The organism is Aquabacterium sp., from assembly GCF_030652515.1.
In the GTDB taxonomy this organism is placed as follows: Bacteria; Pseudomonadota; Gammaproteobacteria; order Burkholderiales; family Burkholderiaceae_C; genus Aquabacterium.
Genome location: NZ_JAUSAR010000116.1, coordinates 44,166 through 67,894, shown reverse-complemented (window position 1 = coordinate 67,894; position 23,729 = coordinate 44,166). Strand labels below are relative to the sequence as shown.

Annotated in this window: 20 protein-coding genes; 11 read left to right on the top strand and 9 right to left on the bottom strand. The window is 63.3% G+C overall.

Features of this window, described 5'->3' with window-relative positions:
* Positions 1-23: 23 nt before the first annotated feature.
* A complete protein-coding gene (locus Q7V20_RS14040; protein ID WP_304792207.1) occupies positions 24-569 on the top strand; it encodes an RDD family protein in 546 nt (181 codons plus the stop codon).
* Between the two features lie 11 nt (positions 570-580).
* Entirely contained in the window at positions 581-1,222 is a 642-nt protein-coding gene (locus tag Q7V20_RS14035) for a TIGR00730 family Rossman fold protein (protein WP_304792204.1), read from the top strand.
* A 30-nt stretch (positions 1,223-1,252) separates the two neighbouring features.
* Here Q7V20_RS14035 and Q7V20_RS14030 read toward each other — a convergent pair whose 3' ends face one another.
* A complete protein-coding gene (locus Q7V20_RS14030; RefSeq protein ID WP_230179533.1) occupies positions 1,253-1,591 on the bottom strand; it encodes a P-II family nitrogen regulator in 339 nt (112 codons plus the stop codon).
* A 63-nt stretch (positions 1,592-1,654) separates the two neighbouring features.
* A complete protein-coding gene (locus Q7V20_RS14025; RefSeq protein WP_304792201.1) occupies positions 1,655-3,373 on the bottom strand; it encodes an NAD+ synthase in 1,719 nt (572 codons plus the stop codon).
* Positions 3,374-3,421: 48 nt separating this feature from the next.
* Here Q7V20_RS14025 and Q7V20_RS14020 point away from each other — a divergent pair, with 48 nt between their 5' ends.
* A complete protein-coding gene (locus Q7V20_RS14020; RefSeq protein ID WP_304792198.1) occupies positions 3,422-4,639 on the top strand; it encodes a GNAT family N-acetyltransferase in 1,218 nt (405 codons plus the stop codon).
* Positions 4,640-4,700: 61 nt separating this feature from the next.
* A complete protein-coding gene (locus Q7V20_RS14015; protein WP_304792196.1) occupies positions 4,701-5,219 on the top strand; it encodes an exonuclease domain-containing protein in 519 nt (172 codons plus the stop codon).
* Positions 5,220-5,225: 6 nt separating this feature from the next.
* Here the strand turns inward: Q7V20_RS14015 and Q7V20_RS14010 are convergent, their stop codons facing one another.
* Positions 5,226-6,812: a serine/threonine-protein kinase gene (locus Q7V20_RS14010; protein ID WP_304792193.1), complete on the bottom strand. Its 1,587-nt coding sequence runs from the start codon at positions 6,810-6,812 to the stop codon at positions 5,226-5,228.
* 212 nt (positions 6,813-7,024) lie between these two features.
* Between Q7V20_RS14010 and Q7V20_RS14005 the strand changes: the two genes are divergently transcribed.
* From Q7V20_RS14005 to Q7V20_RS13990, 4 genes are all read left to right on the top strand, one after another.
* Positions 7,025-8,113: a sensor domain-containing diguanylate cyclase gene (locus tag Q7V20_RS14005; protein WP_304792190.1), complete on the top strand. Its 1,089-nt coding sequence runs from the start codon at positions 7,025-7,027 to the stop codon at positions 8,111-8,113.
* A gap of 131 nt (positions 8,114-8,244) precedes the next feature.
* Positions 8,245-9,687: an NAD(P)/FAD-dependent oxidoreductase gene (locus tag Q7V20_RS14000; RefSeq protein ID WP_304792188.1), complete on the top strand. Its 1,443-nt coding sequence runs from the start codon at positions 8,245-8,247 to the stop codon at positions 9,685-9,687.
* 24 nt (positions 9,688-9,711) lie between these two features.
* Entirely contained in the window at positions 9,712-11,556 is a 1,845-nt protein-coding gene (locus Q7V20_RS13995) for an aminopeptidase P family protein (protein WP_304792185.1), read from the top strand.
* 18 nt (positions 11,557-11,574) lie between these two features.
* A complete protein-coding gene (locus Q7V20_RS13990; RefSeq protein WP_304792182.1) occupies positions 11,575-12,567 on the top strand; it encodes an FAD-dependent oxidoreductase in 993 nt (330 codons plus the stop codon).
* A 15-nt stretch (positions 12,568-12,582) separates the two neighbouring features.
* Here Q7V20_RS13990 and Q7V20_RS13985 read toward each other — a convergent pair whose 3' ends face one another.
* Genes Q7V20_RS13985 through Q7V20_RS13975 form a run of 3 tightly spaced genes read right to left on the bottom strand, consistent with a single transcriptional unit; the run spans position 12,583 to position 15,608 of the window.
* On the bottom strand, positions 12,583-13,272 hold the full coding sequence (locus Q7V20_RS13985) for a glutathione S-transferase family protein (protein ID WP_304792523.1): 690 nt from the start codon (positions 13,270-13,272) through the stop codon (positions 12,583-12,585).
* Positions 13,273-13,317: 45 nt separating this feature from the next.
* Positions 13,318-14,667, bottom strand: a complete 1,350-nt coding sequence (locus Q7V20_RS13980) for a hypothetical protein (RefSeq protein ID WP_304792179.1) — start codon at positions 14,665-14,667, stop codon at positions 13,318-13,320.
* 2 nt (positions 14,668-14,669) lie between these two features.
* A complete protein-coding gene (locus tag Q7V20_RS13975; RefSeq protein WP_304792177.1) occupies positions 14,670-15,608 on the bottom strand; it encodes a cation diffusion facilitator family transporter in 939 nt (312 codons plus the stop codon).
* Between the two features lie 88 nt (positions 15,609-15,696).
* Here Q7V20_RS13975 and Q7V20_RS13970 point away from each other — a divergent pair, with 88 nt between their 5' ends.
* Genes Q7V20_RS13970 through Q7V20_RS13960 form a run of 3 tightly spaced genes read left to right on the top strand, consistent with a single transcriptional unit; the run spans position 15,697 to position 19,042 of the window.
* Entirely contained in the window at positions 15,697-16,956 is a 1,260-nt protein-coding gene (locus tag Q7V20_RS13970; protein WP_304792174.1) for a glycosyltransferase, read from the top strand.
* Between the two features lie 28 nt (positions 16,957-16,984).
* Positions 16,985-18,298 (top strand): nucleotide sugar dehydrogenase, encoded by a 1,314-nt coding sequence (locus tag Q7V20_RS13965; RefSeq protein ID WP_304792171.1) that lies wholly within the window; start codon positions 16,985-16,987, stop codon positions 18,296-18,298.
* A 21-nt stretch (positions 18,299-18,319) separates the two neighbouring features.
* A complete protein-coding gene (locus Q7V20_RS13960) occupies positions 18,320-19,042 on the top strand; it encodes a glycosyltransferase family 2 protein (RefSeq protein ID WP_304792168.1) in 723 nt (240 codons plus the stop codon).
* A 6-nt stretch (positions 19,043-19,048) separates the two neighbouring features.
* Here the strand turns inward: Q7V20_RS13960 and Q7V20_RS13955 are convergent, their stop codons facing one another.
* The 3 genes from Q7V20_RS13955 to Q7V20_RS13945 are packed head-to-tail and all read right to left on the bottom strand — an operon-like array spanning position 19,049 to position 23,659.
* Positions 19,049-20,446, bottom strand: a complete 1,398-nt coding sequence (locus Q7V20_RS13955; protein WP_304792165.1) for an efflux transporter outer membrane subunit — start codon at positions 20,444-20,446, stop codon at positions 19,049-19,051.
* A 26-nt stretch (positions 20,447-20,472) separates the two neighbouring features.
* The gene (locus Q7V20_RS13950) at positions 20,473-22,425 is read right to left on the bottom strand and encodes a MacB family efflux pump subunit (protein WP_304792162.1); all 1,953 of its coding nucleotides are present in this window, start codon (positions 22,423-22,425) and stop codon (positions 20,473-20,475) included.
* A gap of 16 nt (positions 22,426-22,441) precedes the next feature.
* The gene (locus tag Q7V20_RS13945; protein ID WP_304792159.1) at positions 22,442-23,659 is read right to left on the bottom strand and encodes an efflux RND transporter periplasmic adaptor subunit; all 1,218 of its coding nucleotides are present in this window, start codon (positions 23,657-23,659) and stop codon (positions 22,442-22,444) included.
* Positions 23,660-23,729 lie beyond the last annotated feature (70 nt).

Below are 23,729 nucleotides of genomic sequence, written 5' to 3'. Positions count from 1 at the left end.
GCCTTGCCCTGTTTCACCTGCCGATGAAATCCCGTCCCGCCGTCCCCTTTGTGCCTTTGTCCGCCGCTGAATGTGCGGTGCGCGCCCAGGGCCATGCGCCCGCCTTGCGCCGCCGCCTGGCCGCTTTCTTGTACGAAGGCGTGCTGCTGTTCGGCGTGGTGATGGTGGTCGGCTTGATTTTTGGCGTGATCGTCGGCCAGCGCCACGCCTTGCAACACCGCCAAGGGCTGCAAGCCACGGTGTTCGTTGTGCTGTCGCTGTACTTCATGTGGTTCTGGACGCATGGTGGCCAGACCCTGGCGATGAAGACCTGGCAGTTGCGCGTCGTGGCGGTCAACGGTGCGGGGCTGAGCCTCCAGCAGGCCCTGATGCGCTACGTCAGCTCCTGGCTATGGTTCGCGCCCGCACTGATGGGCGCCTGGCTGGCGGGCTGGCACCAATCCAAATGGTTGTACGGCGCGCTATTCGGCTGGATGGCCATCTATGCCCTGCTCAGTTGGCTGCACCCCCAGCGGCAGTTCCTGCACGATGCCTTGTGCCAGACCCGCCTCATCGACACCCGAACCTGACTCCTTCACCCATGGCTGCTTTTTCAGTGTGCGTTTACTGCGGTTCCCGCACCGGCAATGATCCTGCCTTTGAAACCGCCGCCCGCGAGGTGGGCCGCCAGATCGGCCTGCGAGGCTGGCAACTGGTTTATGGCGGTGGCAGCACAGGCCTGATGGGCGCCGTGGCCGATGCCGCTTTGGCGCACGGCGCCTCGGTGATCGGCGTGATCCCCCACCGGCTGGTTCAACGCGAACTGGGCCACCCGGGCCTGACCGACTTGCAGGTGGTGGACACCATGCACGAGCGCAAGCACCGCATGGCCATGCAGTCCGATGCCTTTGTGGCACTGGCGGGGGGCATCGGCACCATGGAAGAGATCTTCGAGGTCTGGACCTGGCGGCAGTTGGGCTATCACCACAAGCCCATGGGCCTGCTCAACACGGCGGGGTACTACGACGACTTGCTGAAGTTCATCGACCGCAGCCGGGATGGCGGCTTCCTGTGGCCTGATGTTCAGGAGCTGCTGCTGCTGGACACCCAGGCTGGCAGCTTGCTGGACCAGTTGCAGGTCGATGCGATCAAGCTCAAGGCCTTAGAGGCTTTGGAGGCTCAAAAGCAAACGCCGCCGGGCGCGAACGAAATCGGCCCAGGCGGCGTGTCGCCCGACATCTGAAAAGCCGCCGCTAGGGCGGCGCAGCTTCAATCAAACAGCAGCTTCATCGGTCTCGCCAGTGCGGATGCGCACCACTTGCTCAACGGCCGTCACGAAGATCTTGCCGTCGCCGATCTTGCCGGTCTTGGCCGCCTTGACGATGGCCTCGATGCAGCGGTCCACGTCGCCCGTCTTGACGACCACTTCGATCTTGACCTTGGGCAGGAAGTCGACCACGTACTCGGCGCCACGGTACAGCTCGGTGTGGCCCTTCTGGCGGCCGAAGCCCTTGACTTCGGTGACGGTCAAGCCGGTGACGCCCACTTCGGCCAGCGCTTCGCGGACTTCTTCGAGCTTGAAAGGTTTGATGACGGCGGTGATTTGTTTCATGGAAGGCTCCGGGAAGTTCTGCGAAAGAATAGTGAATATTTAAGCACGATCGCCAGATTATCGTCAGGCGCGGAACTTGGAGGTGATGGGATAACGCCAATCCCGGCCAAATGCACGGTGTGTGATGCGCACCCCGACCGGGGCCTGACGTCGCTTGTATTCATTGATCTTGATCAGCCGGGTCACCTGGTCCACATCGGCCCGCTTGAAGCCCGCGGCCACGATGTCCTCGATGGACTGGTCGTGCTCCATGTAGCGCTCCAGGATGGCGTCCAGCACCTCATAGGGCGGCAGGCTGTCCTGGTCGGTCTGGTCGGGGCGCAGTTCGGCTGAGGGGGGGCGCGTGATGATGCGCTCGGGGATGGGCTCGACTTGGCCAGCGGCTACAGCCTGCTCATTGCGCCAGCGCGACAGCTTGTAGACCAGCGTTTTGGCCAGATCCTTGATGACGGCAAACCCACCCGCCATGTCGCCATACAGGGTGCAATAGCCAGTCGCCAGCTCGCTTTTGTTGCCCGTGGTCAACACAATGGCGCCTGTCTTGTTGGACAAGGCCATGAGCAAGGTGCCGCGGATGCGGGCCTGGATGTTCTCTTCGGTGGTGTCCTCGGCGCGGCCCACGAACAGCGGCGCCAGCGAGGCCTTGAAGTCGTCGAACATCGGGGCGATGGCGATTTCGTCGTGCTGCACGTGCAAGCGGTCGGCCATGTCGCGCGCGTCGATCCAGGAGATGTCGGCCGTGTAGGGAGAAGGCATCATCACGGTGCGGACCTTGTCGGCGCCCAGGGCATCGACCGCGATCGCCAGGACCAAAGCCGAATCGATGCCGCCCGACAGGCCAAGGATGATGCCGGGGAAACCATTCTTGCCGATGTAGTCGCGCACACCGCACACCAGCGCCGCCCAGATTTCGGCCTCGGGCGACAGGTGGTCGGCGATCGGGCCCTGGACCGCGCCGCCGGGCTGAAGGGTGATCTGCAAGGTGGCGGCTTCGAAGCTGGGCGCGCGGGCCTGGACCTGACCTTGCGCGTCAACCGCGAAAGAGGCGCCGTCGAAGACGACTTCGTCCTGCCCCCCGACCTGATGGGCGTAAAGCAAAGGCAGCCCCGTCTGACGGGCCCGCTCCGCCATGCTGGCTTCACGCTCGGCGCGCTTGCCCGCGTGGAAGGGCGAGGCGTTGAGGACCACCAGGGCTTGCGCGCCCAGGGCCTTGGCCGACAAGGCGGGCTCGTCGAACCAGGCGTCTTCGCAGATCAACAGGCCCACGCGCCACCCGCCCAAGTCGATCACCACCGAGCCCAGGCCCGCCTCGCGGCCGCTGATGAAATAGCGGCGCTCATCGAACACCTGGTAGTTGGGCAACTCCCGCTTGGCGTAGCTGGCGATCACCTGGCCAGCGTTCAGCACCGTGGCGGCGTTGAGCAAGCTGGGCGCCGACACCGAACGCGTGCGGAGCTCTTCGGCCTGACCAGCCCGAGGATGGCCCAGCACCAGGTGCAGGTCAGGCAGGTGGGCCAGGGCGCGGGCGATGTCTTGCACCGCGGCATCGCAGGCGGCCAGAAAGGCCGGGCGCATCAGCAGATCTTCAGGCGGGTAACCGCACAAAGCCAGCTCGGGGGTGACCACCAGGCGGGCGCCCTCGGTGTAGGCTTGCTGGCTGCCTTCGATGATCTGGCGGGCGTTGCCAGCCAAATCACCCACGGTGGGGTTGAATTGCAGCAAGGCCACCGACAAGGGCGCGGTGGCGGACACTGGTGGGGCAATGATTGAAACGGAACTCATGATCAAGACGACAACCCATGGTGGCGCGCCGGATGCGCGCAAGTCAGCATGGTAGCCGCCCTCACCTTGGACCTGACGGTGCAATGGCACGATCACCCTGGTGACATTGATGCAGCCCAGTGGGATCGGCTGGTGGCCGGCCTTCCGGGCGGCACGCCTTTCATGCGGCACGGCTTTTTATCGGCCATGGTGGACAGCGGCAGTGCCTGTGCCAAGACGGGCTGGCAAGCACTGTTCCTCACCTTGCGTGACGATACCGGCCAACTGGTGGCCGCTTGCGCCACCTTCGCCAAGTCGCACTCTTATGGGGAGTATGTGTTTGACTGGGCCTGGGCCGATGCCCACGACCGGGCCTTTGGTGCGGCGGGTGCCAGCTACTTTCCCAAGCTGTTGGGGGCCGTGCCGTTCTCGCCGGTGCCAGGGCCACGTCTGTTGGTCGATCCACAGGCGGCGCCCGACGTGCAGCAAGCCCTGCGTGAAAGCTTGCTGCAGGCCATCAGCCAGCAGGTTCAGCAGCAAGCCTGGTCATCGGCCCACATCCTGTTCGTGTCTGACCAGGAGGCCAAGGCCGCCAAGGCACAAGGCTGGCTGGAACGCCATGGCGTGCAGTTCCATTGGCAAAACCGCCAGGGCGATCCTTACTTTGATTACGAAGATTTCTTGGCCAGCCTGCACCGGGACAAGCGCAAGAAGATTCACCAGGAGCGGCGCAAGGTGCGCGATGCCGGGGTGAGCTTCGAGGTGCTGGAAGGCGCACAGATCCTGCAGGGCGATTGGGATTTCTTTCACCGCTGCTACACGCAGACTTATTGGCAGCACGGACAACAGCCTTACCTGAGCCGTGAGTTCTGGCGCCTGGCCAGCCAGTCACGCCCCCAGGACTGGGTGCTGTTCGTGGCCAGCCGCGAGGGCGAGCGCATGGCCTGCGCGCTGCTGGCGGTGGACACCGAACTGGGTCTGGCGTACGGTCGCTACTGGGGCGCGCTGAGCACCGTGTCCTGCCTGCATTTCGAGGCTTGCTATTACCAACCCATGGCCTGGTGCATCGCCAAGGGCTACCAGCGTTTCGAGGGTGGCGCCCAAGGCGAGCACAAGCTGGCACGGGGCCTGCTGGGTACGCCCACGCAGTCGGTGCACTGGTTGGCCCACCCAGGCTTCAAACAGGCCGTGGCTGATTTTTTGCATCGTGAAGGTTGCCAAATTCAGCACTACATCGATGAATTGGATGACCGAAAACCGTTCAAACCCTTGGATGCACCCGATTAAACGAGTGAGAGACTAGGGTCTGAATAACCCAATAAACGCCAGGGTCCAGATGTCGTCGTTCATGCCTACCTATTCGTCCCTTGACTACCCCCCTCCGATCCTTGACATCGAGGCGTCGGGGTTCGGCCTGGGCAGCTACCCGATTGAAGTGGGCATCGTGATGCCCGACGGCAGCTCCTGGTGCAGCCTGGTCAAGCCCGAGCCCGAGTGGCAACACTGGGACCCCAGCGCGGCAGATGTCCACCACATCACCCGGGACAACCTGGAACGCCATGGCCGTTCGGCCCTGGAGGTGGCCGACGCCTTGAACGACTGGCTGGAAGGCATGGTCGTCTACTCGGACGCCTGGGCCCACGACTACACCTGGCTGAACCGCCTGTATGACGCCGCCAACCGCACACCGCACTTCAAGCTGGAGAACCTGCGCGCCCTGCTGTCGGAAAGCGAAGCCGCCTCTTGGCACGAATTGAAGCGGCAGGTGGCGCTGGGCATGATCCTTCAGCGGCACCGCGCCAGCTCGGACGCGCGCCTGCTGCAATCCACCTTGAAGGCCTTGAAGCAGCAAGCCGCCGTGGCTTGATCCGGCTCAGGGGAACGCAGACCGTTGCCCCTGCTCCTGCTCGGTCATGCGCTTGCACTCGGCGTGCCCTGCGTAAGCGGGACGTGAACAATGCCGTTTCATGCAGATCGCCAGCGAGATGAAGGTGCGTGATCCGCAGGCCTGCCTGGGATTGAGTGGCTCCGCCACATCGCCCACATTGCTGCCCGCGCGCTTGCGCGTTCTGGCCGTTTGATCGTCCTCAAGGCCGGGCTCGCCTTTCACCGCCTTGGCGGGTGCCGACTTGCCTGATGCAGCGCTGGCCTTGGCACTGACCACACTGGCGGCAGCGGCCGCGCCGGTCAGCATGTCTTGAGGCTGGGAGCGCGTCGATTGGCGCTGCGCCCACAGCCCGGAGGCCGCCACCACCACCACGAAAGCCATGCCCATGACCCAGCGCCGGTTCAGGATCGACTCAACCTTGACAGACGTCGGCTCTGAGGCGGGCGGCAGGACGGGCTTCTTGCCCTTGGCCACCGTGATCGGCCACTTGGGCAAGGCCCGCAAGGCGCCCGCCGCCGGAATCGTGGTCAGGTAGGCGCGAGCCTCCACGGCTTCATGGCCTGCTGGCTTTTGGCCATCGGCGGGCCGAACCAGCACGGTCCGCGGCACCCAGCCATCACCCTGGATCAGGCCCTGCTGGCCCACGTTGACGATGCCCGACAACTCCTGGCGCCATGCAGCCACCGAATCAGGACGGTCTTGAGGCCGCACCGCCAGCGCGTGGTCGATGGCGTTGGCGAAACTGCTGCTGTAGTGGCGGTCAAAACCACTGGCCAGGCCTTCGCTCATCTGGGTCAGGCCGGGCAGGTCGTCGTGCACGGCGCGCGCGCTGGCGGGCGTGGGTGGTCGGCCGGTGATGCAGAAGTGGACCACGGCGGCCAGGGCGTACAGGTCGGTCCAGGCGCCTTGGCGCAATTGCACGGTCTCGGCGTATTGCTCGATGGGCGCGAAGCTGGGCTTGAGGATGGCGGTCAGCGATTGGGTGTGGTCGCCAATCACGTGGCGCGCCGCGCCCAGGTCCAGCAGCACCGGGCGCGGGCCTTCGCCTTCCTCCACATCGTCCAGCAAAAGGATGTTGTCGGGCGCGATGTCGCGGTGGAAGACTTGCTCGCGGTGCAGGCAGTCCAACGCGCCCAGCACGGGTTCGATGACTTGTCGCAACCAGGTCTCATCCGGCGGCACCGTCATCTCGCGGCGGGCATTCTGCACCGTCTGGCCACGGTAGTAAGGCATCACCATGTAGGCGGTGCCGTGCTCCTCCCAGAAGCGGTAGACCTTCACCAGTGCAGGATGGTCGAAACGCGCCAGCAGGCGCGCTTCGTTGATGAACGAGCGCAATCCCAGGGCGAAAGTTTCGGCATGGCTGGCGGCGCGCAGGCTCACGCCCAGGCCTTGCCCGCGGGCGGCCAAGGCCACCGGCATGTATTCCTTGATGGCGACCTGGCGCTCCAGCGCGTGGTCAAAAGCCAGGTACACGATGCCAAAACCGCCCACGCCGAGCACGCGTTCGATCTCGAACTCGCCAAGGCGTGTGCCAGTGGGCAGGGCGTCGTGCTCAGCTACAGGGGGCATGGCTAAGGGGCATCTCCAGTCGAACCATGCAGCTTACTCCACATGTATGGGCGGTTTTCACGGCCATCATCAGGGCTTAAGTTCAACAGCTTTGGTCCGAAAATCCATGTGCTGTCTTTGCAGTCGGGGTGTCCATGAATCCGTTTCTTACGATGATCGTGGGGACGCCCAATCAGCTTCGTCATCCTTCTGCCAGGGTTTTGGCTTTGCCCATGCTGGCTTCCCTGGGTGTCGGATACGTGCTGTCGTCCTCTTCCAATCTGGTGACTCAAACCGGGTCGCTGCTGCTGTTGGGCCTGTTCGGGCTTCAATGTTGGCGAATGCAACGCGAACAATGGACGAAGCAGAGAGCCCTGTCCCCAAACACCTTGCCCGCCACGGCAGAACCACCCTCCAAGGCTCACACCTTGTCGTCCCAGGTGCTCCAAGCCTGCGGCGGTGCTGTGGTGGTGAGCGACGGGCTGGACCGCATCGTCATGGTCAACCCCGCGTTTCTCGCGATGACCGGACTGAGCCCCTCCGAGGTTGTGGGCCACAGCGCCGAGTTGCTGGGCATGGCGCCATTGCGAGACTCGCACCTGAACGGCGTGCGAGCCTCGCTGGAAGCCGGCCTGCGCTGGTCGGGTGAAAGCACTCAGACCTGCGCCGATGGCCAGCAGATCGACACCTGCCTGGCCGTGACCGCCCTGCGCAACGAGGCGGGTCAAATCACCCAGCACATCCGCACCTTCAACGACATCACAGCGCTCAAGCAACAGCAGCGCGTGCTGGCCGAGCAAGCCCGTCATGACAGCCTGACCGGGCTGCCCAACCGCCGCGCCTTTGGCGAACGCCTGCAGCAGGCCATGTCACGCGCCCGCCGTCAGCCTCAAAGCCTGGCTGTGCTTTATGTGGATCTGGACGGCTTCAAGTCGGTGAACGACCAACACGGACACGCGGTGGGTGACCAGCTCCTGGTGGAAGTGGGCCGCCGCCTGGACGCGTGCGTGCGCCTGACCGACTGCGTGTGCCGCCTGTCTGGCGACGAATTCACCGTGATCCTGGAGGGCGCAGGCCACCCGGACGAGGTGCAACGCATTGGCAACCGCATCCTCGAACGTCTGAGCTTGCCCCACCAATTGGACGGCCAAGCCGTGGTGGTCACGCCCAGCATTGGCGGCACGCTGTTCATCGTGGGCGACAACGCCAGCACTTTGTGCCAGCGCGCAGACGAAACCATGTACGAAGCCAAACGCGCGGGCAAGGCCAGGTTCATCTTGAACCTTCATCAAATGGTCGTGCCACGAACGCAAGTCATCTGATTTGGGGGGAAAGGGCGAGTCGGTCCCCATGATCAAGGGATGCACCACGACTGTGCGGCGCCACATGGGCCGTTTGGCGACTGGTATAAACACCAGTCCCGATCCAACGCCCTTTTTCATACCGGCCCTGCATGAATCGACCCACCAACGCCATCTCCGCCCCTGACGCCGCCAAGACCTCCGCCGTGCCCCGCGTCGTCATCGTCGGTTGCGGCTTTGGTGGCCTGGAAGCAGCCAGGGTGCTGTCCAAGGCAGCGGTCGAGATCATCGTGGTCGATCGGACCAACCACCACCTCTTCCAGCCCCTGCTTTATCAAGTGGCCACGGCGGGCTTGCCAGCGCCCGCCATCGCAGGCCCGATCCGGCACATCCTGCGCGGCGAGATCGCGCGGGGCAACCTGACGGTGCTGCTGGGCGAGGTCATGTCGATCGACACGGCCTCGAATTGCGTGGTGCTCGACGGTGGTGAACACCTGCATTTCGACCACCTGATCTTGGCCTCCGGCGCCACGCACAGCTATTTTGGCCGTGACGACTGGGCCAAGTACGCCCCCGGCCTGAAGACCTTGGGCGATGCGTTCACCATCCGACGCCGGGTGCTGACTGCCTTTGAGCAGGCCGAGCGCGAAACCGACGTGGCCAAACGCGAGCCCTGGCTGACCTTTGCCATCGTGGGCGCGGGGCCCACGGGCGTTGAAATGGCCGGCACCTTGTCGGAGATCGCCCAGCACACCCTGAATGCCGAGTTCCGCCGCATCGATACGCGGCGCGCCCGCGTGATCCTGCTGGAAGGGGCCTCCAAGGTGCTGGGCAGCTTCCCGGACGACCTGTCGCAACGCGCCAAGGAACAACTGGTGGACCTGGGCGTCGAGGTGCTGGTGGGCGCCAAGGTGACCAACATCACCGCTTTTGGCATCCACTACGACACCGTGGACCTGGCCTCCGACGGCACCAACCAGACGGTCTCGCACTTCCTGCCCTCACGCACCGTGATCTGGGCTGCGGGCGTGGCCGCCTCGCCACTGGGCCGCTCGCTGGCCAAAAGCACGGGTTGCGAAGTAGACCGCGCCGGGCGCGTGATCGTTCAGCCCGAACTGAACCTGCCCAGCCACCCCAACATCTACGTGGTGGGCGACCTGGCCAGCGCCAAAAGCTACCTGGACCCCAAGAACCCCACCGTGGTCCCTGGCGTCAGCCCTGGCGCCAAGCAGATGGGGCGCAAAGCCGCGAAGAACATCATTCGCCGCCTGCAGGGCAAGGAAGCCGGTGCGTTTCGCTACCTGGACTACGGGGCTTTGGCCACCATCGGCCGACGCGCGGCCATCGCCGCGGTTGACGTGCCCTTCACCTCCATCAAGATCAAGTTCAGTGGCTTTTCGGCCTGGTTGTTCTGGTTGTTCGTGCACGTGTACTTCCTGATCGGTTTCCGCAACCGCATGGTCGTGTTCATGGACTGGGCCTGGGCCTATTTCACCTCGCAGCGGCACGCGCGGATCTTCATCGCGCCCTATTTGCGAGACACCCATCAAGCCGCCGCACGCAGCGACCCACCGGCCCCACCGCCACCGGCCTGAAGCAGATCATGGCAACATAGGGCCATGACTTCTTCGACCATTCCCCAGCGCCTTTCGGCCTTGCGCCAACACCTGAGCCAGCAAGGCTGGCAAGCCTGCCTGGTTCCCAGCAGCGACCCGCATTTGTCCGAGTACCTGCCCGACCGCTGGCAGACACGCGAATGGCTGAGCGGCTTCACCGGCTCGTCCGGCACCCTGATCGTGGCCGAGCAACAAGCCGCCCTGTTCACCGACAGCCGCTATTGGGAACAGGCCGAGGCCGAACTGGCTGGCAGTGGCATTGCCCTGTTCAAGCTGGAAGGCGCGGCCGTGCCGGCCTATGTGGGCTGGCTGAAGGCCCTGAACGTGATGACGCCGCAAGCCCAACTGGCGGTGGACGGTGCCGTGCTGGGCCTGGCCTTGACCCAATCCTTGAGCGATGCGCTGGCGCAGGAAAACTGGACCCTGGTCACCGCACAAGACCCGGTGGACGCCATCTGGCCTGACCGCCCCGCGCCACCTTTGGTGCCGGTGTTTGAACACACCCTGCCGCACGCATCGACCTCTCGCGCCGACAAGCTGGCCGCCCTGCGCCAGGCCTTGGTCGACAAAGGCGCCACCCACCACTGGATCGCCACGCTGGACGACCTGGCCTGGGTGCTGAACCTGCGCGGGGCCGATGTCGACTACAACCCGGTGTTCGTGGGCCACGCCCTGATCTCGCTGGACAGCGCCACCTTGTTCGTGGCGCCACCGAAGGTCTCCGCCGACATTCAGGCGCGCCTGGTCGCAGATGGCGTGCAATGCCAGCCCTATGACCAGGCCCTGCCAGCTTTGCGCGCCCTGCCCCCCGACGCACGCCTGCTGATCGACCCCAAGCGCATCACCTGGGGCCTGCGCGAAGCGGTGCCCGCCAGCGTGGCCGTGATCGAATCGATCAACCCGACCACCTTGGCCAAATCACGTAAGACCAATGCGGAAGCGGCCTTCGTGCGCGAAGCCATGGAGCGCGATGGCGCCGCCATGTGCGCCTTCTACGCCTGGTTCGAATCCGCCCTCGGCCACGAGCACGTCAGCGAACTGACCGTCGATGAACGCCTGACCGCCGAACGCGTCAAGCAACCCGACTTTGTGTCGCTGAGCTTCCCGACCATCGCCGGCTTCAACGCCAATGGCGCCTTGCCGCATTACCGCGCCACACCGGACAGTTTTGCCGTCCTGAGCACGCCTCAGGGCTTGGCGGCGCATGGCCTGTTGCTGATCGACTCGGGCGCGCAGTATCTGGGCGGTACCACCGACATCACGCGTGTGTGGGCCATCGGCACGCCTACCAAGGCTCAGCAGCGCGACTTCACCCTGGTGCTCAAAGGCACACTGGCCTTGTCGCGCGCGCGCTATCCACGCGGCACCTTGTCACCCATGCTGGACGCGATCGCACGCGGGCCTTTGTGGGCCGAGGGCATCGACTTTGGCCATGGCACCGGGCATGGCGTGGGCTACTTCTTGAACGTGCACGAAGGCCCGCAATCGATCTCGAAAGCGGTGCCCGAGGCCCACATGGCCATGCACCCCGGCATGATCACCTCGATCGAACCCGGCCTGTACCGCCCCAAGCAATGGGGCATCCGCATCGAGAACCTGGTGATCAACGTGTCCGTGGCGCCCAGCGTCGCCAACACCGCGCCCGGCGACCCTGAACATGGCGAGTACCTGGCGTTCGAGACACTGAGCTTGTGCCCCATCGACACCCGCTGCATCGACCTGTCGCTGCTGCGCGCTGATGAGGTCGAATGGCTGAACAACTACCACGCGCAGGTCTTGAAGCGGCTGCGCCCGCTGGTCAGCGGCGCGGCCCTGGCCTGGCTGGAAACACGCACCCAGCCGATCTGACCGCCTGGCGGCACGACCGTGAGCAACGCAGGCCAGGACATGGACGTGGTGGTGATCGGCGGCGGGTTGTCGGGCCTGGTGGCTGCCCACCGCCTGATGCAGACGGGCGTGCAGTCCTTGCTGGTGCTGGAGGCGAAAGGCCGGGTGGGTGGACGGACCTTGAACGAACCCTCCGCTGGCGCGCCGGCCACACATGTCGAATCCGGTGGCCAATGGGTCGGCCCCACGCAAAGCCGCGTGCTGGCCCTGGCGCGGGAACTGGGCGTGGGCACGTTCAAAACCCACCACCGGGGCCGCCACGTGATGCTGCTCAACGGACAGCGGCGCACACACCGTCTGCCCTTGCCCCTGTCACCCTGGGGCCCCACCATGGACTTCGTGAAGGCGGCCGCCAAGCTGCAATGGGCCGCCTGGCGCGTGAACCGCGACGCACCCTGGACATCCCGCCATGCCATGCAACTGGACGGCATGTCCTTGCGCGAATGGGTCTGCCAGAACACACAGACCGCGGAGGCCCGTGCCCTGTTCGACGTCGTCAGTGGCCTGACCCTGGGTGGTGATCCTGCCGACCTGTCCTTGCTCGGCGTGCTGCAGCACCTCCAGAGCGCGGGCGGGCTGGCAGCTTTGATCTCGGTGCACGGCGGCGCTCAAGACAGCCGCTTCGTCGGAGGCGCTCAGGAACTGAGCCTGCGCCTGGCCAAGGCATTGGGCCCTCGACTGCGAACGCAATCACCGGTGACCCAAATCCAATGGGCCGATGACATGGCCATCATCCACAGCGCCAGCGGCGTGGTGCGCGCGCGCCAAGAAGACCATTCGGCAGGTTGCATCCCGACGCTGCCGCCGGGCCTGTTGGCCGATGTGGGCCCATTCCTCAAGCCCAGGACCGGACCGTTGATCTGGGCCGGGACCGAGTCGTCCCACATCTGGAGCGGCTACATGGACGGCGCCGTGCGGGCCGGTGAGCAAGCAGCCAGGGCCATCACCCGCCAAATGCCGTCCAGGGACTGAATCGCGCTCGCGTCCTCAGGACATCACCACCGGTCCGCCCTTGGCCAGCGCACGTTGATACGCCGGGCGGGCCACCATGCGGGCCTTGTAGGCCGCCAGCTTTGGGTACTTCGCCGAATCGGCCCCGCGCGACATCGCGGCCTCAACCGCGAAGCTCATCTGAAAATCAGCCACCGTGAGGTGCTCGCCCGCGAACCAGGTGTGCGTGTTCAGGTGTTGCTCCATGAAGGCAAACGCGGTGCTCAGGTTGGGATCGACCAACTTGCCGCGCACCTGCTCGCACATCTTGCGGGCAATGGGCCGTACAAAGAAAGGCATCGGCTGGGTGGGGATCGCCAGGAACACCAGCTTCATCACCAACCAGGGCATCAGCGAGCCTTCGGCGTAGTGCATCCAGAAGCGCGACTGGGCGTATTCGGGCGTGCCTTTGGCGGGCTGCAAATGGGCCAGGTCGCCCTGTGCTTGCATGCCGTATTGGTCCACCAGGTGTTCCAGGATCACGGCGGACTCGGCGATGGCCTGGCCGCCACCATCGGTGATGACGGGTGACTTGCCCAGTGGGTGCACGGCTTTCAGTTCGGGCGGCGCCAGCTTGGTGACGCGGTTGCGCTTGTAGACCTTGAGGTCGTAAGGCACGCCCAGCTCTTCAAGCAACCACAGCACGCGCTGTGAACGGGAGGTTTCGAGGTGGTGGACGGTGATCATGGTGTCAAGCATAAACGGCGCCAAGAAATTGGCCCACGCCAGCGGTCAGTCCGCCTGTGCATCCGGCGGGAGACATGCCACTCCTGCGTTGTCGACTGCCGAACCGTGCTCATCCACCACCAACACGGGGGCGAAACCGCCACCAGGGGTGCGGAAGTTCGTGGTCTGGCCAGAATACATGCGCGCTGCCAACAACTGCACCTGCCCGTTGTAGACATAGGCGCGCACGTCAAATTTCAGGTCTTTCAAATCACCGTCCACCTGCGCCACCCGTTGGCCGGGAGGCACCAGCGCCTGTGCCACGAAGTCGCCAGCCAGGATGTCGGTCCACACGCCCCGGGTGAGCTTCTCACCTCGGTAGGCGGCCTTGCCTGCATAACCCCCGACCGGCTTGAAGAACAACTGACGGCGTTGCGCCCACAATTCATCGGCCTTGGCCGCGGTCACCAACTGGGTGTGTGGCACGCCCGCGTTCAACAGGCTTCGGTCCTGTGGCGGCACGCCCCAGGCTTGCAGCAAGGCATCGTCACTCAGGGCGATCAAATTTCGCTTGTCTGCGTACAGCGCATGGGCTCGCGGGTGCGGCGTCACCACCACGGCTTGTGCCTCGAAGGCCGCGCGCAAGGCTTGATGCGGGGCCTCGCTCAGGTAGAAGTCGGTGAGGCGGTTGTAGACCATGTCAACCACCCTGCCCTGGTGCCACAACTGGCCATCACGCCACTCAAGCGCAGTCGGATCGGCGACGCTGGCGGCCACGCCATGCCGCTCGAACAGTTGCTGGAACAGGGTGAACTCCGGCGCCAGATACTGCGCCTCGGGCTGGTCGTCCACGATCACGACGGACGCCCAGGGCGCATCGCCACGCTGCAGGCGCCACTCGGCGGTGAACATGTCAAAGAACACCTGCTCCAACGAGGCCCGGCTGACCTGCTTCAAGGGGAAGGCCCAGTCCATGGCCTCACAACACGCGTGCTGGGCATGGGCCAGGGCGACGTTCAGCAAGGCGCCGCCTGCGTTGGTGTTGATCTCGATCAATTGCGGCCCTTGCGGCCCCAGGTGAAAGTCGTAGCCCATGAACACGCCCAGGGGTGCTTCCGCCCGCTGCGCAATGGCAGGTGCACGCGCCAGGGCCTGTGCCTGGTAGGCGGGCAGCGCGATGACGCGCTCAATCGCGGACACCAGCTCCGCCATGCGCTGGTAGACCGGGCTGGACAGGAACACCATCGTGGACGAGAACAAGTGCGGCCGCGTTTGCGCCAGACTCTGGGCCAAACCTGCCAGGCGAGGGTCCCGTTCAAGTTGCTGGCGCAGCAGATCGGGGCTCAAGGTCCGGCAATGGCAAGCCAGATTCAAAGCCTGGGCAACGTCGGAATTGGTGGGCAAGGAGGTCGTCATGCTCAACCTTGACAAGGCCGGGTGAAGGGCACTTTGACCACCTGCACCGTGACGTGGTCGATGTCGAACTGCTCGTGCAACTGCTGGTTGATGCCTTTCAGAAAGGCATCGTCCGGGTGGCCAGAGGGCATCACCAGGTGCGCGGTCATGGCCACCTCCGAGGTGCCCATGGCCCACACGTGCAGGTCGTGCACGCGCTCGATGCCAGGCAACGACTGCAAGTAGCCTCTCACGGCACCCAGGTCGATCTGATCAGGCACGCCATCGAACAACAGGTGCATCGATTGGCGGAACAAGCCCCAGGTGCCCACCACGATGACGGCGGCAATCGCCAGGCTGACCGCCGGGTCCAGCCAGTTCCAGCCGAACTTCAGGGTCAAGCCCCCCGCGATGACCACCCCCAAGGAGACCAGCGCATCACCAGCCATGTGCAGAAAGGCCCCGCGGATGTTCAGGTCATGCGCACTGCCGCGCATGAACAGCAGGGCCGTGGCGGTGTTGACCAAGATGCCGATGCCCGCCACCACCATGACCGTGACACCCTGCGTGGGCACAGGCGCGCTGAACCGCCCCACGGCCTCCCAGGCCAGCGATCCCATGGCCACCAGCAGCAGCACTGCGTTGGCAAACGCTGCCAGGATGGATGCTCGCTTGAAGCCATAGGTGTTGCGCGCACTGGGCTGCAACTTGCCCGCCAACGCACCACCCCAAGCCAGCACCAGGCCGGCCACATCGCTGAGGTTGTGCCCTGCATCGGCCAACAAGGCCAGGGAGTTGACCTTCCAGCCATAAAACGCTTCGATGGCCACAAAGGCGGCGTTCAGGCCAATGCCGATGGCAAAGGCCTGGTTGAAATTGGCCGGGGCGTGAACGTGGGCGTGCCCATGATCATGGTGGTGGGCGTGGTGGGCGTGGTGGGCGTGGTCGTGTCCGGCGCTCATGTGGGATGTCCTGATGTCTGGGAATAGCCATCATCATCGCTAGAATACGTCACTGCCACACCAACTGTCATGGGCACGCGGCTTTCATATGTCGAATCAAAAAAATTCCTCCAAAAAAATACTCTGGATAAAAGCAGACCCTTTGTATCCATTGGATTCAGGTGGAAAGATCCGCACTTTCCAGATGCTCAAAGAGTGGCACACCCGACACGACATCACTTACCTGGCCCTGTTTCCGCAGGGCATGCCGCAAGCGGCCAAGGACCATGCAGCCACTTACTCCAGCAAGCAAACCTGGATTCCATGGCAAGACCAGCCCAAAAGCAGCTTCAAATTCAAAATCAGTGCACTCAAGAATCTTTTTCTTTCAAAAGATCCTTATGTCATTGACAAATACGTCAGCAACCAAGCAACCCAGGCCATGGCGGCCCTGGATCAGCAAAACAATTACGACATCGTCATCGCAGATTTCCTGTCAATGACCCCCAACATCCTGAATTCCGGGATTGACCCATCCAAAATCATCGTTTTTCAACACAATGTTGAAAGCCAGATATGGAAAAGGCATTTTGAATCTGCCAAGAACATCCTTTTGAAAACCTACATGCGCATCCAGTGGAAGCGATACCACCGTTTCGAGCAGGAGACATGCGCCAAATTCAAAGGGGTCATTGCCGTCAGCGAAGACGACGCCATCCGTTTTCAGGATGAGTTCAAGCTCACCAATGTGCTCGGCCATGTTCCCACCGGGGTCAACACCGAATTTTTCTCGGAGATTGAATACGCCCCGGAACCCCAGCACATTGTCTTCCTGGGTTCGATGGATTGGATGCCCAATATCGATGGCATCCTGGAATTCACCAAAAATACCTACCCCCTCATCAAAAAACAATGCCCGGGGGTGAAACTGACCATCATTGGTCGCAACCCCACCCCAGCCATCCAGGCGCTGTCATCCCAGGACAGCAGCATCCAGGTCACCGGGACCGTGGACGACGTTCGGCCTTACATGAGCAAAGCCACCGTGTCAGTGGTTCCACTGCGCGTCGGGGGCGGCACACGCATCAAGATTTTTGAAGCGATGGCGATGGGAATCCCCGTGGTCTCATCCACCATTGGCGCCGAAGGCTTGCCCGTTCAAGACGGTGTCAACATCCATGTCGCCGACGATGCCAACATTTTCTCGCAACGCGTGCTTGCTTTACTTCAGAATCCACCAACGGCTCGCGCCATGGGCGATGCTGGGAAGCACATGGTGAGTGAAAAATTCTCCTGGCGAACTGCGGTAGATCAATTCGATCAACTTTGTGCCCAGGCCATGGCGCCATCATCACGCCACCCACTTTAAACACCTTCAACCCTTGAGTGATTTGAAAATGAACATCAGTATTTTCGGCCTTGGATATGTCGGTGCAGTATCAGCGGGCTGCCTGGCCAATGACGGCCATCGCGTGATCGGCGTGGACTCCAATGCCACCAAGGTCAAGTTGATCAACGAAGGCGTCTCCCCCATCGTCGAGAAAGACATTGGCGACATCATTGCGACCTGCGTTCGCGAGGGGCGGCTCACGGCCACCACCAATGTGGCCGAGGCTGTGAACAACTCGGACATTTCGCTGATTTGCGTGGGTACCCCCAGCCAGCTCAACGGCAGCCTTGATCTGACCTATGTGCGCCGGGTCTGCGAAGAAATCGGCGCCGCCATGGCCGAGAAAGACAGCTTCCACATCGTCGTGGCACGCTCAACCATGCTGCCCGGCACGATGAAGGACATCGTGATTCCCACCCTGGAAGCCAGTTCTGGCAAAACGGCAGGTGTTGACTTCGGGGTCTGCAACAATCCCGAATTCCTGCGCGAGGGCACGGCCGTTCACGATTACTACCAACCGCCCAAAACCGTGATTGGCGAAACGGACAGCCGAAGCGGCGCCATTTTGGCCGAAATCTACGTGAACATGGACGCGCCGCTGATCAGAACCGATGTGGCGTCGGCGGAAATGGTGAAGTACACCGACAACGTTTGGCATGCCTTGAAAGTGGGTTTTGCCAATGAAATTGGCAATATCTGCAAATCCCTCGACATTGACGGCCACAAAGTGATGGACATTTTCTGTCACGATCACAAGCTGAACCTGTCTTCTTATTATTTGAAGCCTGGCTTTGCCTTTGGTGGATCTTGCCTGCCCAAGGATGTCCGTGCCCTCACCTACAAGGCCAAGACCCTGGATGTTGACACGCCCATTCTGAACTCCATCTTGCCCGGAAACCATTTGCAGGTTCAGCGCGGCATCAAGATGCTGACCGAGCATGGCAAAAGGAAGATTGGCGTGCTGGGCTTCAGCTTCAAGGCAGGCACCGATGATTTGCGTGAAAGCCCCGTGGTCGAAGTCATTGAGACATTGATTGGCAAGGGCTACGATTTGCGCCTTTACGACAAGAATGTGTCGATCGCCAGCATCACCGGGTCAAACCGTGATTATATTTTGAACCACATCCCGCACATCTCTCGCCTGATGGTGGACAACATCGACGACATCCTGGCCCATGCTGAAGTCATTCTCATTGGCAATGATGCGGCTGAGTTCAAAGACATTTTGAGCAAAATACAGCCTCATCAGATGGTGGTCGATTTCGTGCGAATCACCAGTGGCCGGTCCGAGGCGGGGCGCTACCAGGGCATTTGCTGGTAATGAGGTGAACCCCGAAACCTCATGAGCAGCAAGCCCCCTGCCCTGGCGGTCACCATCCCTGCCCACAACGAAGAGCGCTTCATCGGCCGATGCGTTGAAACCGTCTTCCATTCGGCCCAAAAAGCTGGCCAATCGGTCGAGGTGGTGGTGGCGCTGAACCGCTGCACTGACCAAACGCGGTCCATCGCCGAGTCTTTGGGCGCACGTTGCGTGGCCGAAGACAAAAAGTGCATCTCGGCCGTGCGCAACGCGGCCATCCGCGCCAGCACGGCACCCGCCATTGCCACCATCGATGCCGACAGCTGGATGTCACAGAGCACCGTGGCGGCTGTGATGGCCCGGGTGCATGACCCCCGCTACGTGGGCGGCGGTTCCATGATTCACCCCGAACGCATGTCCACCGGCATCTTCTTCAGTGCCTTGTCGGTGCTGCCCTATGTGATCAGAAACCGCCTGTCATACGGCATGTTCTGGTTCAGGCGAGACGCCTTTGACGAACTCAAGGGTTTCAACGAACAACTGGTCAGCGTCGAAGACGTGGACTTCGCCTTGCGCCTTCAAGCCCTGGGTCGTCAGCGTGGTCAAAAGTACGGCACGATCTGGCGCCATGGCATCACCACCTCGTGCCGCAAGTTCGACATGTTTGGCGATTGGTACCTGTTCAAGAACCCTGACCTGGTCCGCCGCATCTTTGCAGGCGATCGCGCGGCCGCAGACCACTTCTTTTACGACGTGGACCGCTGACCGGCGCTAGCCGCCCAGGGCCTGGTACAGGGTCACCAGGTTGGTCAGGCGATCCAAGCGGTTTTGCGCCAGGTTGTTGGTGGCCACGCGCCGGGTTTCCTGCGCGTCCAGCCAGGTCTTCAAAGGCACGGCGCCAGCGCGGTACTGGATCTCGCTCAAGCGCTCTGATTGCAAGGCCGCGGCCAATGAGCGTTGCAATTGCTGCGCCTGCACTTCGTATTGCGTGCGCGCCGACAGCGCGTTCTCCACATCGGTCAAGGCCTGGTACCAGGTCTGCCTGTAGCCCAACACGGCTTGCTCGTGATCGGCTTTCGACACCGCCACATTGCGCTGCATGTCCCGCCACTGGATGAAAGGCAGCGCCAGGCCCGCACCCAGCGTGGCCACGGGGTTGCTCAGCACATTGGACAAGACATTGCTGGTGCCGCCCAGGCTGCCCGTCAGGCTCAAGGTGGGGTAATAACTGGTGCGCGTGGCATCAACTGTGGCCAGGCTGCCGCGCAGGCGCAACTCGGCCGCGCGCAGGTCAGGTCGGCGCGCCAGCACCGAGGCGGGCAAACCGGCCTCCACCACCGGCAAGGCAGCGTCGGGCAGTCGCTGGGCTTCGGCGAGGATTTGGCTGGGTGGCCCATCGAACAAGATGGACAAGGCGTTGCGGGCTTCCACCCGCTGCTGCTGCAGTTGCGTCTGACTGGCTTCCTGGCTGGCCAGAGTCTGCACGGCCTGCGCCTCTTCCAGGCCAGTCACGCTGCCAGCCTCATGCTGTGCCTTCACCAGCTCCAAAGTCTTGCGGGCATAGTCAATGCTTTGCTGGCTGGATTCGATGCGTTGGTTCAGATAAGCCACTTGCCAGTACAAGGACGCGGTCGTGCCCACCAGGGACAGGGCTGCCGCGGCCCGGTCCTGGTCGGTGGCCTGCGCTTCCCATTCGGCGGTGTTGCGCAACGCGGCCAGGCGCCCCCACAAATCGGCCTCCCAACTCACCCCGGCGCTCAAGCTGTTGGTGCGGGTGGTCGGCCCACCGTCCAGCAACCGGCTGGCCGAGGTGTTGGCGCCCACGTTGACGGAGGGCAATTGCGCACTGGCGGCCAAGCCCGCCTGCAACTGGGCACGGCGCACCTTGATGGCGGCCACGGCCAGGTTGTTGTTGCGCTGAAGGGCTTCGTCCACCAACTGCGTGAGCTGGGGGTCGCCAAAGCGCGCCCACCAACGGTTGGCCGCCACGGGCTGGGCCTCAGGGCTGGGCGCCGACGCTGCAGGCTGTTGCTGCCATTGCGCAGGCACGGTCACCTCGGGCGAGCGGTAAACACTGGGGCTGGCGCAAGCTGCCAGCATCGCGGCCACGGCCAGCATCACCAGGCGCTGGCCTGAGGCCCTGCGTTGAAGAAACAAACGATCAGTCATGAACAAGGGTTCCATCCGTTTCACCATCAGCGCGACAGCGCATCAACCGGGTCCAGCCGCGCCGCGTTGCGCGCTGGCAAGAAGCCGAACAGCACCCCGATCAAGGACGACACCGCGAAGGCCAGCACGATGGTGGACGCCGAATACACCAGCTTGAAACTGCCACCACTCACCGTGTCGAAAATGACCCCGATGGCCAGCGCCAGGGCAATGCCCAACAGGCCGCCAATCAGGCAGACCAGCACGGCTTCGATCAGGAACTGCCGCAGGATGTCGCTCTGGCGCGCGCCCACGGCCATGCGCACACCGATCTCTTGCGTGCGCTCGGTCACCGACACCAGCATGATGTTCATCACGCCAATGCCGCCCACGATCAACGAAATCACCGCGATCGACGAGATCAGCAAGGTCAAGGTGGCCGTGGTGGTCTCGACCGTCTGGCGGATGCTGTCGCTGTTGCGCACGAAGAAATCCTCGGTGCCATGGCGCTGCTTGATCAGCTTGATGATGCCTTGTTCGGCCGCCGATGAAGACACGGTGTCGCTGACCCGCACCGTGATGCTGCGCAGGTTGGATTGCCCCAGCAAGCGGCGCAGGGCCGTGGTGTAGGGCACCCACACGTTCAGGCTGTCGCTGGCCATGAAGGCGCTTTCCTGAGGGGCGGTCACGCCCACCACGCGCACCGGCACATTGCCCAGAAAGATCACCTGGCCCACCGGGTCTTCATTGGGGCCGAACATGGTCTTGGCGGTGGTCGGGTCAATCACCGCCTCCTGGGTTTGGCGGCGGATGCTGTCGACATCAAAGGTCTGCCCCTTCGCCAAGGTGTAGCCCTTGACGCGGAAGAACTGGTCGCCCACACCCGTGATGCTGGCCGTGGCCTCCACATTGCCGCGCCGCAGGGTCACGCTGGTGCTGACGCTCGGTGTCACGCTGTCCACATAGCTCAACTGCGCCAAGGCATCGGCATCGCTGGGCACCAGGGTGCGGATGCGCCCCGCCTGCCGGTCGCCAAAGTTCTTGCCGGGGAAGATGTCGATGGTGTTGGTGCCCATCGCGCTGATGTCCTTCAGCACGCGCTCCCGCGTGCCCTGCCCCAGCGCCACCATCGACACCACCGAGGCAATGCCGATGATGATGCCCAGCATGGTCAGCAAGGTGCGCAGGCGGTGGCCGGCCATGGCGCGCAAGGCCATGGTGAAGGCCTCGGTGAAGCGGTCCCAGTGCGCGCGCCATGCAGGCGGACTGTCGGGTGCGTTGTTGCTCAGGATGGCCGTGGTCACGGCATCGCCGTCCTTGAGGCGGTCGGACACGATCTCGCCATCGGCGATCTCGATGATGCGTTGCGCATGGTCCGCCACCTTGGGGTCGTGCGTGACGATGATGACCGTGTGGCCCTCGGCATGCAACTCGCGCAGGATGTTCATCACCTCGGCGCCGCTGACGCTGTCCAGCGCGCCCGTGGGCTCGTCGGCCAGGATGACGTCGCCGCCATTCATCAGTGCCCGCGCGATGCTCACGCGTTGTTGCTGGCCGCCGGACAACTGGCCGGGGCGGTGCATGGTGCGTTCGCCCAGGCCCAATCGGGTGAGCAAGGCCTGCGCACGCTGGTGGCGCTCTTCGGCGCCATGGCCTGCGTAAATGGCGGGGATCTCGGTGTTGCCCAGTGCGGTCAGATCACCCAGCAGGTGGTGGCGCGGGAAGATGAAGCCGTAGTACGCGCGGCGCAAGCGTGCGAGACCATCGGGCGCCAGCTCGCTGGTCTCATGGCCTGCCACAAAGTAGGAACCACGGCTGGGCCTGTCCAGGCAGCCCAGGATGTTCATCAAGGTGGATTTGCCCGAGCCCGAGGCGCCCATGATGGCCACCATCTCGCCCGCGCGGATCGACAGGTTCAGCCCCTTCAGGACGGCCACCTTGCCTTCACCGGACGGGAACTCGCGCCAGAGGTCTTTCACCTCCAACAGGGCTTGTGTCATGTCAGGCCCTTCGTGCTCAGAATATCCCGCCGCGACGACCACCGCCGCCACCGCCACTGCCTGCCGGGCCAGCCTCACCCACCACCACCTTCTCACCCGCCTTCAGGCCCGACAGCACCTGGGCCTGCACGCGGTTGTTCAGGCCCACCTTCACCTTGCGCGGCACCACCTTTTGCTCACCCTCTTCACCTTCCAGCACGCGCACGGTGTACTCGCCTTTCACGGCCTTGTCGGACAAGGCCGTGGCGGGGATCAGCAAGGCATCCTTGGCCTTGGCCAGCACGATGAAGACCTGGGCCGTCATGGCCACGCGCAGCTTGCCATCGGGGTTGGGCACCTCAAACAGGCCGTTGTAATAGATGGCGGTGGCCGTGGTGGAGGTGCTGCTCGTTGAGCTGGTGGTATCGGTCTGCGATGAATCTGGCACCGGCTCGATGGACTTGAGCTGCGCCTCATAACGCTTGTTCGGCTCGCCCAGGATGGTGAAGTACACCGGCAGCCCCGGCTTGACCCGCACCACGTCGGCTTCTGATATCTGCGCCTTGATCTGCACCGTGTCCAGCTTGGACAGCTTGATGATGGTAGGGGCCGACTGGTTGGCATTCACCGTGCGGCCCTCTTCGGCCAGCACGGCCACGACCACACCCTCGATGGGCGCCGTGATGCGCGTGTAACCCAGGTTGACGCGCGCAGTGTCCAGCGAGGTCTTGGCCTGCTGGATCTGGGCGTTGAACACGGAGATGTCGGCCTTGGCCGTGGCCAGCGCGGCTTGTGCGTCTTCGAAATCAACCGCCGATCCGGCATCCTGGGCCAGCAGGCTTTTCTTGCGCTTGAACGACAGTTCAGCCTGCGTCAAGGTGGCCTGCTTGGCCAGCAATTGAGCTTGCAGCAAGGCGATCTGGGCCTGCGCGTTTTGATAGGCGTTTTGCTGAGTGGTCGAGTCGATCTCGGCCACCAACTGGCCTTTGGTCACCTTGTTGCCCAAAGCCACGTGCAGCTTCTTGATCTGCCCCGACACCTGTGCGCCCACGCTCACGTCCTTGAAGGACTTGATGGTGCCGCTGGCCAACACGGTGTCTTCCATGTCACCCACAGTCGCGCTGGCGGTGATCACATCCGGCTTGGCCGGCGCGGTGAAGAAGACTTTTTTGACGCCCCAGGCGGCAGCCGCCACCACCAGGGCCCCCAGCACCACGCGCGTCGGCGTGAACCAGGTGGATTTGATTTTTTTCATGAAGCCCAGTCTCGCCCACTCAGGTTTACAAACGGTGTACCGCTTGTGAACCGAATGTAAAGGAGAAAAA

Bases quoted from the DNA above. Each gene is read 5' to 3' on its own strand.
- Q7V20_RS14005 (WP_304792190.1), top strand. From the start codon at position 7,025: ATGCTGGCTTCCCTGGGTGTCGGATACGTGCTGTCGTCCTCTTCCAAT.
- Q7V20_RS13965 (WP_304792171.1), top strand. From the start codon at position 16,985: ATGAACATCAGTATTTTCGGCCTTGGATATGTCGGTGCAGTATCAGCG.
- Q7V20_RS14000 (WP_304792188.1), top strand. From the start codon at position 8,245: ATGAATCGACCCACCAACGCCATCTCCGCCCCTGACGCCGCCAAGACC.
- Q7V20_RS13985 (WP_304792523.1), bottom strand. From the start codon at position 13,272: ATGATCACCGTCCACCACCTCGAAACCTCCCGTTCACAGCGCGTGCTG.
- Q7V20_RS14010 (WP_304792193.1), bottom strand. From the start codon at position 6,812: ATGCCCCCTGTAGCTGAGCACGACGCCCTGCCCACTGGCACACGCCTT.
- Q7V20_RS14025 (WP_304792201.1), bottom strand. From the start codon at position 3,373: ATGAGTTCCGTTTCAATCATTGCCCCACCAGTGTCCGCCACCGCGCCC.
- Q7V20_RS13970 (WP_304792174.1), top strand. From the start codon at position 15,697: ATGTCGAATCAAAAAAATTCCTCCAAAAAAATACTCTGGATAAAAGCA.
- Q7V20_RS13995 (WP_304792185.1), top strand. From the start codon at position 9,712: ATGACTTCTTCGACCATTCCCCAGCGCCTTTCGGCCTTGCGCCAACAC.
- Q7V20_RS13980 (WP_304792179.1), bottom strand. From the start codon at position 14,667: ATGACGACCTCCTTGCCCACCAATTCCGACGTTGCCCAGGCTTTGAAT.
- Q7V20_RS13945 (WP_304792159.1), bottom strand. From the start codon at position 23,659: ATGAAAAAAATCAAATCCACCTGGTTCACGCCGACGCGCGTGGTGCTG.
- Q7V20_RS13955 (WP_304792165.1), bottom strand. From the start codon at position 20,446: ATGACTGATCGTTTGTTTCTTCAACGCAGGGCCTCAGGCCAGCGCCTG.
- Q7V20_RS14040 (WP_304792207.1), top strand. From the start codon at position 24: ATGAAATCCCGTCCCGCCGTCCCCTTTGTGCCTTTGTCCGCCGCTGAA.
- Q7V20_RS14035 (WP_304792204.1), top strand. From the start codon at position 581: ATGGCTGCTTTTTCAGTGTGCGTTTACTGCGGTTCCCGCACCGGCAAT.
- Q7V20_RS13975 (WP_304792177.1), bottom strand. From the start codon at position 15,608: ATGAGCGCCGGACACGACCACGCCCACCACGCCCACCACGCCCACCAC.
- Q7V20_RS14020 (WP_304792198.1), top strand. From the start codon at position 3,422: ATGGTAGCCGCCCTCACCTTGGACCTGACGGTGCAATGGCACGATCAC.
- Q7V20_RS14015 (WP_304792196.1), top strand. From the start codon at position 4,701: ATGCCTACCTATTCGTCCCTTGACTACCCCCCTCCGATCCTTGACATC.
- Q7V20_RS13960 (WP_304792168.1), top strand. From the start codon at position 18,320: ATGAGCAGCAAGCCCCCTGCCCTGGCGGTCACCATCCCTGCCCACAAC.
- Q7V20_RS13950 (WP_304792162.1), bottom strand. From the start codon at position 22,425: ATGACACAAGCCCTGTTGGAGGTGAAAGACCTCTGGCGCGAGTTCCCG.
- Q7V20_RS14030 (WP_230179533.1), bottom strand. From the start codon at position 1,591: ATGAAACAAATCACCGCCGTCATCAAACCTTTCAAGCTCGAAGAAGTC.